Origin of the sequence: Pseudomonas sp. WS 5079 (assembly GCF_012985465.1) — a bacterium.
In the GTDB taxonomy this organism is placed as follows: domain Bacteria; phylum Pseudomonadota; class Gammaproteobacteria; order Pseudomonadales; family Pseudomonadaceae; genus Aquipseudomonas.
Genome location: NZ_JAAQWN010000010.1, coordinates 171,523 through 181,710 on the forward strand (window position 1 = coordinate 171,523; position 10,188 = coordinate 181,710).

At 63.8% G+C, this 10,188-nt stretch carries 3 protein-coding genes; all 3 read right to left on the reverse strand.

From position 1 onward, the window contains the following. Positions 1-10 precede the first annotated feature (10 nt). On the reverse strand, positions 11-5,755 hold the full coding sequence (locus HBO05_RS24675) for a membrane-targeted effector domain-containing toxin (protein ID WP_172314424.1): 5,745 nt from the start codon (positions 5,753-5,755) through the stop codon (positions 11-13). A gap of 112 nt (positions 5,756-5,867) precedes the next feature. Then, positions 5,868-7,565 (reverse strand): N-acetylglucosamine-specific PTS transporter subunit IIBC, encoded by a 1,698-nt coding sequence (gene nagE / locus HBO05_RS24680; protein ID WP_172314426.1) that lies wholly within the window; start codon positions 7,563-7,565, stop codon positions 5,868-5,870. 29 nt (positions 7,566-7,594) lie between these two features. Continuing rightward, positions 7,595-10,105, reverse strand: coding sequence for a phosphoenolpyruvate--protein phosphotransferase (ptsP, locus tag HBO05_RS24685; protein WP_172314428.1), 2,511 nt, complete (start codon positions 10,103-10,105; stop codon positions 7,595-7,597). Positions 10,106-10,188 lie beyond the last annotated feature (83 nt).

Below are 10,188 nucleotides of genomic sequence, written 5' to 3' on the forward strand. Positions count from 1 at the left end.
ATCGCCGAAATCAAAGCCTCGTGATGTCTGGCGCAGGTTTTAGTCCCACCTCCACCTCCAGGGCGCTGATCAACGTGTTTTCGTAGCTGAAACGCTTGCCCTGCATCGGCGCCCAGCGTTCGACATAGAACAGGCCGTCGTGGTCGACCTTGATCGGCGTCGACACGATTTCGCCGCTGCGCGAGCGGTGCAGCAGGTTGGTCTGCGAAGGCGACGGGCGTTCGATCAAGTACAGGCCCGCGAGATTCAATCGACGACGGTCTACCGGGACAAAGGGAGCTGGCGCACGAATCCCCTCCACACCGGCTTCTAAAACAAGGTCGCCGCGTAACGCCCGCCTGAACGGCTTTATGCCCGAGGTCGAAACCTCCCAGGTCCCCGGGCGAATATTCTGCGCCAGCGCCGGGGCGGTATCCCGCACATGCAGGCTGACTGCACCTTGCAGTTCCGCAAGCCCGGCCACGCCCAGGTTGTTATTGGTGTGGGCGCTGCCAATAAAGGCCACCCATTTGTGCGGGCCCTGTGCTGCCTGGTCGGCCTGGATTACTTTTGACGCGAAGTAACTGAACATCTGGTTGCGCCCCAGATCGCCATCCTCCAGGCCCTTGACGTTATAGCTGGCGGTGCAGTCCAGGGCACGGATGCGCAGGCCATGCCTGGCCGCGACCTGGATCACTTCAGTGTAGGAATTTTTGCCCTTGTAGTGCGGCATCTGGCCGCGATCAAGCATGGCCAGGTAGCGCTTGAGGTTGTCCGGCAGGTGTTGGGTGCGCAGGAACAGATCCAGATCTTGCTGATGCATATCGGTCAACAGGTGTTCTACGTACAGCGTCTTGAATGCCTGTTCCTTGAGCTTTTTCATATGTTCACGCAGCCAGCGCTTGCTCGACTGCGCCTGGTGCGCTTCACCGACCACCAGCCCGGAAAACTCGCTGCTCCCAACACGTTCGAGCAGCGCCTGGGGGGTGGCCGGTGTGCCCAGGGTGGAGGGATCGGGCCTGGCTGGCGGTACATGCTGCTCCAGGTAAGCCGCCGCATCGCGACTCAGGCGCTCTCGGGCGTCCAGAAAGACGCTGAAAGCCCTTTGCTCGGTGGCGATCGGTGAGGCGTAGTTGCTGTCCAGCCCACGGCCGGCGGTGCTTTGCCGGCTGATGCTGTCCCGGAAGGCGTGGGGGATATCGTAGTCGCTGAAGTGCGTCACGTCCGTCGTAGACGCGACGCTGGCAGAAGCGGCTTGCCCGGGCTCCTTGTACGCCGTGTGCAGGGCCAAGCGATAATCGCCCTTGGCCAACGGGTCACCGGCTATGGCGCCGGGCGTGTCGACCCAGAGGCCCACCGGCTGGCCCGCCGCCACATCCTCCACGCGCAGGGCCACTGCTTCTTGCAAGTCGGCCAGGCCCGGCGTGCCCTCGAACGTGCGCAGGCGGCTGTGATCCACCAGGGCCACCCAACGTTCGTCCTGTTCGACGAGGGCATCGGCCCCGATGGCTTTATGGGAGTAGAAATTCCTGATGCTGTTGCTGCGCGGGATGGTCGGCGGGGTGTCGCGCATTTGCAGGAAATCGTCCAGCAAGTAGGAGGTAGAAGCGTCCAGGGCCAGGATTTTCACGCCCTTGTCCTTGGCCTTGCGTACCAGGGCAAGGTAGGAATATTCGGCGTCCGGTGCAAGACCAAAGCCCTTGTCGACCGCTTCGAGATGCTGGCGAATGTTTTCCCAGGTTTTACCCTGATGCAGGCGCTGCAGGCGTGTGCGGAATGCATCGGCGGGCAGGTACTCAATGTACAAGTGTTTGAAGCCGTTGCTGATCAAGGCATCCATCGGCGTGATCAGCAGCTGTTTACTGGCGATGGAGCCCGGTATTGCGCCAATGATCAGGTTTTTGTTGCCGCTGAACGCGTCGCTGGCGATCAGTTGCGCGAATGAGGTGCTGGCGTCCACGGCCGGGGGAGCGGTGCGCGCCGGTAAAGGCGCGAGCTGGGTGAAAAAGTCCTGGGCGTCAGTGCTCAGGCGTTCGACCTGTTGCAGGTAAACCGTACGCAGCGGGTTAAGGTCGAGGGCGAGCACGCCCCTGGCCACCCCCTCTGAGCCCACTAACTCACTCGTGTTCAGCAGCATCTGTGCGCGTGTATCCGGGTTGATGGCCTTACCCAGATCGCGGGCATAGCTCGGTGGCATCTCATAGGCTTTCAGCGGTTCGGGGGGCTCGGGTAGTTTTTCGTACTTGGGTGCGCCACCAGTGACCCCGGTGCGGCGCCACACACCTTGGCTATCTGGCGCGGCCACCCGAGTGGTGGAGACCAGCCTGCCGGTGACAGGATCCAGTCGATACAGCAGGTAACGGCCGATCGGGTCCGGAACGGTTTTGGCCCATAGCGCCTGGCCTTCGAACAGCACCGCTTGCATATTTTCCAGCGCCAGGGGCTTGGGTTGCAGGGGCTGCACCAGCCTCACCGCTTCGCTCGGTGCAGCGTGGCTCCTGGTGACCTGGCGCAGGCCCGGCCGGGCGAGCTGTTTGACCGAGGCCAGGGCCGGGCGCAGATCGGTGACGGCGGCCCCGGCACTGTTAAGCACGTAGCCGAGCAAGTGTTCCAGTGCCGCCCCGGTATCGCCCTGCTGGTACGCGTGCAGGGCCAGCATGCCGTCCTTGAATGCCAGCAGCATGCCCAGGCTCAGGCTGAGGCTGGGAAACGGCGCGGTGGCAATCGCGGTGACCCATTCCACGCAGTTCCACAAAATGGCGCTGATCATTTGGTTGCGATTGACCGTGGTGCCTTGCACGTCATCGATCTTGCGCTGCAACGGCATGTTGTACAGGGCCTCGCGTAGATCCTGCAGCGGGGGTTGCCCGTGGGTCGAGTCATAGCGTGCCGGGCTGGTGTCGGTCTGGCTCAGGTCTTCGGGTAATTGGGCCTTGGCGTTTTCCAGGAAGGCCCGGACCCGCACCTGGGACTGGGCGCCGACCCGCAGGGTGAAATAGCCCACCATGCCGGGAATCTTTTTCAACCGGTAATTGAACAGCCGCGCTTCGCGAAAGCTGATGCCGTCCGGTGCGTTTGGGGTGTAGAGCAACGTCGGAAAATCGCCATGGCTGAAGAGCAGGTTGCCCATCACCCATTCGCCGTCCACCAGCAGGCGATGGATAGCGTAGGTGCCACGGGTCTGGGCGGCGGTGTCGTGCATGCTCGCAATACTGCGTTGCAACCACGTCCAGTCTACCCCGGCGATATACCCCTCCAGCCGGCACTCCAGGGCGGCGTTCTGCAGTTGGTGCTGGGTGATGCTCAAGGTGGCATTGCGCCGCAGTGCATAGTCGGTGCTGCCGGTGTTGAGCAAGCGGGTCTTGACCTGGTTGATGTAGCGCTCGCCGACCCAGGTGCCGGTGACCGAGCGTGCAATTTTTTCTGCGCTTAATTGGCTCAAGTCAACGCCGGGCGGGCCTTTGAAACGAGCCGAACGCGAGAATTTCTCGTCGAGAAAACCCACGCCGTCGGCGTAGCCATCGCGGTACAGCTGGGTGTAAGTCAGGGGCGGCGGGGTCAGCGCGCCGAGCAACGACGGCGGTGAAAAGGCCCACACGGTGTCCGGGTCGACATCGTTCTGGGGGCGGCCCAGCAAGTCGTTGAGGCTTTTTCTCGCCTGTTCATGCAGGTAATGGGTAAAGCTGGGAAATCGAGCGTCAGACAACGGATGTTCATTGTAGGTAAGCAGCGCGCCCTCGCTGTCTTCGGCCAGTTTCAACAGCTTCTGGCGGTTGTCGACGCTGGCGGATCGGTACCAACTCGGGGTGCCGAATTCATAGTCGTCGATGCGGGTCGCCAGCACATGGGCCGACATCGCCTTGAGGCACATGGCGTGGCTGCCGATATTGCCAAAGCCGATCTCTTGGTATTCCTGGTCGTGGAACTTGAAGCTCAGGCCGCTCAAGACCTGCTTCATGGCCCCGCGAAAGCGCAGGGCGACGCGCTTGATCAGATAGTCGGTGAGGGTGCCCGGGGGGTGTTTGCTGCCATTGTCCAGGCTCCAGCCGAGGATGTGGTTCTGGCAGGCGAGTTCACTGTCAAACGCCATGAACTGCTGCGCGCGGGGCGCTTCGGGCGTGCACAGCAACAGGCGGATGATTGCGCCGCTGGCATCGCTTTGGCGCAGTACCCACAGGTCCTGCAATTGAGCGGCATGTAGCGACAGAGTGGCGGCGCTCAGGTGCGGGTTGGTGCCCTGGCGCAGGTCCTGCACCAATTGAAAGTCCTCGTCACTGAGGTGGCCTTGCAGCAGGGCGGTGTAGGCCAGTGCGTTGAGCCTTTGGTCGAGCATCCGTTCGATGCTACGGCTGACTTCTGGTTTGGCATGCATTTGCCGTTGCGCGTCGGCAAAGTCGATACGCGGCTGTAAGGTGGCCAGCGTCTGTGCGAGCCAGGTGGGTGTCAGGTCCTGGTAGGCGGTGGGAAGCGTCGCGCCCTGATAGGTGAGCGTGGTTTTGTTCAGGAAGTCCGAGCCCGGCAGGGCATCCCCGTCTTGCAACCCGCGCAGGGCCAGGTCGACCAGGCTGCGATCATGTTCATACTCGCCGATGGGGTAGACATAGCGCCGGGTGTTGATCAACAGGTGCTCTGGCGCCAGGTCCTGAATGTCCAGCTCGTCGCTCAGGCGTTCAAGCAACTGGTAGCGGGCCAGGGACTGCGGGGTGGTGACCGGGCCCAGCAGGTCGAGCAGGTCCTGGCGGGCTTCGTTGTAGTGCCAAAGGTGGGTGGCGAGGGTGGCGCGCCGCGCTTCGCTGGCGCTGCGATACCAGTCCGGGGCGCTGTGGCGCAGGTGGCGCTCCAGCAAGCGGCGCGCGCGCCACGCCAGGCGCGCGCGCAGGTCCGGCAAGGCGCCGGCAATGGCGCGGTCCAGGGCTCTGATCAGTTGCGCGGGGCTCTGTGTGGGGTTGTCCACCAGGCTCAAGGCGTGCTCGATGTCCTGGGTGCGCTTGTCGATCAGGGCGTTGTAGGTGTGTTCAAACAGCGGCCTGTCGCTGATCGGTGCCAGTTGCAGCGGCCAGATGGCCTCGGGGCTGACATCGTGATAACGCACGGGCAGCAGTTGCATGAAGTCGCGACGTTGCTCGGCATCGTCCATTCCTTGCAGTAGATGCCGGTTGAGTTGGGCGAGGGAGCTGAAGGATGCGATCCCGCGGGAGGGGGTGAACAGCATCACTTCACCCACCGCTGGCCCGGCGTCCAGGTCGGCGACCAGCGGGCTGGATTGCTGAGTCAGGACAAAGGCGCCGGCCAATTCGACGGTGCGCTCCTGGTATTGGAACGACAGGGCGTACAGGCCCGGGCGTTGCGTGCTGCCCAGGGGCACCCGCTCAAGCATGGCCTGTTGTTGCGGATGCAGAAGGCGGTCCTGGGCGCTGAGTTTGGTTTCATGGGCCAGGGTGCTGAACCCGGCTTCGAAGGTCATATAGGACTTGCGTGGTTTGCCGTCGATCTGCTCGTCGCGATCAAGTTGTTGCAGGTACGTGTTCAGGGTGGTCTTGAGTGTCGCCACACGGGCGGGCAGGACGTCGGCTTTGATACCGATATAGAGGACCTGGCTCTTGTTCATGTATTGCTGGCGGTAGCGCGTCAGCTGGCCATTGATTTTTTCCAGGTAGGCCAGTTCGGCAACAGGTTTTTGTTCGGGCAACAGCGGCGCTTCGACCTGGAGCAGGTGATGGCTGATCTGGTTGAGGTGGCCTTTGATGCCTTCAAAGGTCTGGGGTGTTGTGCTCACGGGCACGCTCTCCATGCTTGAGGTAAGAACCCTCAGCATGGGGAGTTGTGCGTTTGGCTGGGCGGTAGATAAGTAGCGGTACGCCGCCCTGGACGCTCTGCGTCCGTTCGGATCAGGCGTTGACCGGGCGGCTAACCAACCGCTCCAAGGCCTCGCCCAACCCCGCTGCCTTGTCACCGATCAACAGGTGCCAGACCCCACTTTCAAGCCGGCTCACGCCCTGGCAACCCAGTGCGGTCAACTGAGCTTCGGACAACACCGAATTATCCCCCAGTTCCACCCGCAACCGCGTCATCGCCACCGCTTCCAGCTGGCGTACATTCGCCCGGCCGCCCAAGGCGCCCAGCCATTGTTCGGCCTCCTGCACATTCACCATGACAGGCTTATCCACAGGCACAACCGCCACGGGCGCCGATGCAACAAACGACGGCATGGCCAGGCGAATCTCATCGGCAATGCTGTCGGCCATCGGCCCCACCACCACCTGTAAGCTGCCGCCATTGCCCGGGCGCACCACGGCCATCGCTCCCAGGGCCTTGAGTTCGGCGTCCATGGCCTTGTTGCGGTCCACCATGTCCAGGCGCAGGCGGGTGGTGCAGGCGCCGACGCTGAGCAGGTTGTCGGCACCGCCCAGGGCGCGGATATAGGCACTGGCCCGCTGGCTATCACTCATCGCTTCGGCCTGTGCCACCTGGCTATCTTCACGGCCAGGGGTCTTCAGGTTGAAGCGACGGATGCAGTAGTTGAACACGCTGTAGTAGATCACCGCGTAAGCCAGGCCCACCGGCAACACCAGCCAGCCATTGGTGGACTTGCCCCAGCCCAGGACCATGTCGATGAACCCTCCGGAGAAGGTAAAGCCCAGGTGAATATCCAGCAGGTTGGTGACCGCCATCGACAGGCCGGTGAGCAGCGCGTGCAGCAGGTACAGGAACGGCGCGAGGAACATGAAGGCGAATTCGATCGGCTCGGTGACCCCGGTCAGGAACGACGTCAGGGCCATCGACAGGAAGATCCCGCCCATGATTTTGCGCCGCTGCGGCAGGGCGTTGCGGTACATCGCCAGGCACGCTGCGGGCAGGCCGAACAGCATCACCGGGAACATGCCGGTCATGAACTGGCCGCCTTTGGGGTCGCCGGCAAAATAGCGGGTCAGGTCGCCGGTGACCACCGCGCCGGTGGCCGGGTCGGTGAAGCTGCCGAACACAAACCAGGCCATGTTGTTGAGGATATGGTGCAGCCCGGTGACGATCAGCAAGCGGTTGAACACGCCGAACACAAAGGCGCCCAGGCTGCCGCTTTCCATCAGCAGCACGCCGAAGCTATTGATGCCGTGCTGCACCGGCGGCCAGATCAGCCCGAAGATCACCCCCAGGCCCACCGCCGAAAACCCGGTGACAATCGGCACAAAGCGTCGCCCGCCAAAGAACGCCAGGTACTCCGGCAGCTTGATGTCCTTGAAGCGGTTATACAGCGCCCCGGCCATCAGCCCGCTGACGATCCCGGCGAGCATGCCCATGTTGATGGTGCTGTCCATCACCTTGAGGGTGGAGACCATCACCAGGTAGCCAATGGCCCCGGCCAGCCCGGCCGTGCCGTTGTTGTCGCGGGCAAAACCCACGGCGATGCCGATGGCGAAGATCAGCGCCAGGTTGGCGAAGATCGCTTGCCCGGCGTCGTGCATCACCGCGATGTTCAGCAGGTCGGTATCACCCAGGCGCAGCAGCAGGCCGGCAATCGGCAGGATGGCGATGGGCAGCATCAGCGCACGGCCCAGGCGTTGCAGGCCTTCAATAAACAGTTGGTACATGGCGAGTCTCCTTTTTCTTGTTGTTGTTGTCAGCTCAACGGCCAGTGGTGTTGACAGGCTTGGCGTACGGCCCTGGCGCTGCTCAGGTCGAGCAGGCCCTGGCTCAGCTGCCGGCATTGCGCGGCGTCCAGGTGGCGCACGCGGTCTTTGATTTCGGCAATTTGCGGCGGGCTGACAGACAGCTCGCGCACCCCCAGGCCCACCAGCACCGGGGTGGCCAGCGGGTCAGAGGCGAGGGCGCCGCACACCCCGACCCAGCGCCCGTGTTTCGCCGCGCCAATGCAGGTCTGGGCGATCAGGCGCAGCAGCGCCGGGTGCAGGGCGTCGACCCGCGCGGCCAGGCCGGCGTGGTCGCGGTCCATGGCCAGGGTGTACTGGGACAGGTCATTGGTGCCGATCGACAAAAAATCCGCATGTTCGGCCAGTTGCTCGGCCATCAACGCGGCAGCCGGCACTTCGATCATCACCCCCAGTTCCGGGCGCTGGGTCAGTTCCAGCTCGGCGCACAGCTGATCGAGGCGCTGGCGGATGTGCAGCAATTCGTCGACTTCACTGACCATCGGCAACAGGATCCGGCAGCGCTGCAGCGGGCAGACCTGCAGCAGGGCGCGCAGTTGCTGGTCGAGCAACTCCGGGCGTACCTGGGCCATGCGAATACCGCGCAGGCCCAGCACCGGGTTGGCCTCGGCGGGCAAGGGCAGGTAGTCGAGTTGCTTGTCGCCGCCCACGTCGATGGTGCGGATGATCACGGATTTGTCGCCCATGGCATCCAGCACCGCCTGATAGGCCTGGCGTTGTTCTTGCTCGTCGGGTGCGGTGCGACGGTCGACAAACAGAAACTCGGTACGCAACAGCCCCACGCCATCGGCGCCGTTTGCCAAGGCAATCTGCGCCTCGCTGCTGGAGGCGACATTGGCGGCCACTTCAATGCCCACGCCATCCAGGGTGCTGGCCGCTGCCTGGGCCTGGGCCTGTTGCTGCTGGCGCCGCTGCTGTTGCGCCTCGCGAATCTGGTGGACCTGGGCGTGGCGGGCATCGTCCGGGGTGAGTTCCAGGCGCCCATTGCCGGCGTCCAGCACGACCCGTTGGCCTTGCGGCACCTCCAGCACTGCACTGCCCAGGGCGACCACGCACGGCATGTCTTTGCCCCGGGCCAGGATCGCCACGTGGGAGGTGGCGCCGCCTTCGGCCATGCAGATGCCGGCAGCATTTTGCGCGCTCAGTTGCAGCAGGTCCGAGGGCGTCAATTCATGGGCGACGACAATCGCCCCGGCAGGCATTTGGAACTGCCAGGCCTCACCCAGCAGGGCGCGTAGCACCCGTTGCTGCAAGTCCCGCAGGTCATTGGCGCGTTCGGCAAACAACGGCTTGCCCAAGCCCAGCAACACCGCGCATTGGGCCTGGATCGCATCGCGCCAGGCATGGGTGGCGGCGCTGCCGTGCTCGATGGCGGCGGTGGCGGCCTCCAACAGGGTCGGGTCTTCCAGCAGGGCCAGGTGGGCGGCGAAGATCTCTTCTTCCTCGACGGCCTTGCGCTGGCGTGCGTGCTCCAGGGTGTTGCGGATTTCCCCGCGTACCTGCTCCAGGGCGCTGTCCAGGTGCTGCAATTGCTCTTCGCGCATGTGGTTGCCCGGGTCTTGCGGCAACTCGATGGTGTGCAGCCGCAACAGCGGCCCGCAGACCAGGCCGGGTGCGGCACACACACCCTGCAATACGCCCGCTTCGGTGTTGAGCGGGCGCGCAGTCACGATCACTGGGGCCTGCTCGTGTTCGTGGGTGGTGACCGATAGGGCTGCGACCAATGCCTGTAATGCCGCGTCGCAATCCTTGCCCAGGCAGGTGACCTGTACCTCGTCCTGCTCACCAATGCCCAGCCCCATCAGGCCGATCAGGCTGGCGCACGACGCCGACTTGCCGGCGAAATGCAGCTGCGACTGGCTGCTGAAACCCTGGGCGGTCTTGCGAACCAGGGCTGCGGGACGCGCATGCAGGCCGCCGCGGTGGGTAATGCGCACGCTGGCGCTGGCATGTGCCTGGGAGTTGTCGGACACAGACTGCACGGCGGCAGGCTGACGCGCGACGATGCGCAGCAGGGCATCACCGACCTTGACCGTATTGACGGCCACCGGGCGCAGTTCGAACTGCTCGCCGTTGGTGAGGATGATCAGGCTGACCAGGCTTTTGCACTGGCGCGCAATGCGGTCCAGGTCAAAGCGCACCAGGGGCTGCCCGTTGCTGACCCGCGCGCCTTGCTTGACCAGCAGGGCAAAGCCTTCGCCATTCAATTGGACGGTATCGATGCCTACATGCAGCAGCACCTCGGCGCCATTGTCGGCGCGAATCGTCAGGGCGTGGCCGGTACGGGCAACGTGGATCACCACGCCCGCGCACGGCGCATGCAGGCAGTCGTTGAGAGGGTCGATGGCAATCCCGTCGCCCATGGCGCCACTGGCGAACACGTCGTCAGGCACGTTGCCCAGGGTCAGCACCGGCCCGCTGAGGGGGGCGCTGAGGGTGAGGTCATTATTATTGTCGGGCATGGGCACGGTACTCATCAGGAAACGACAGAAACCAACTCAGTGGGTGCGGGTGACTTTGCTCAGGTGGCGGGGTTGATCCGGGT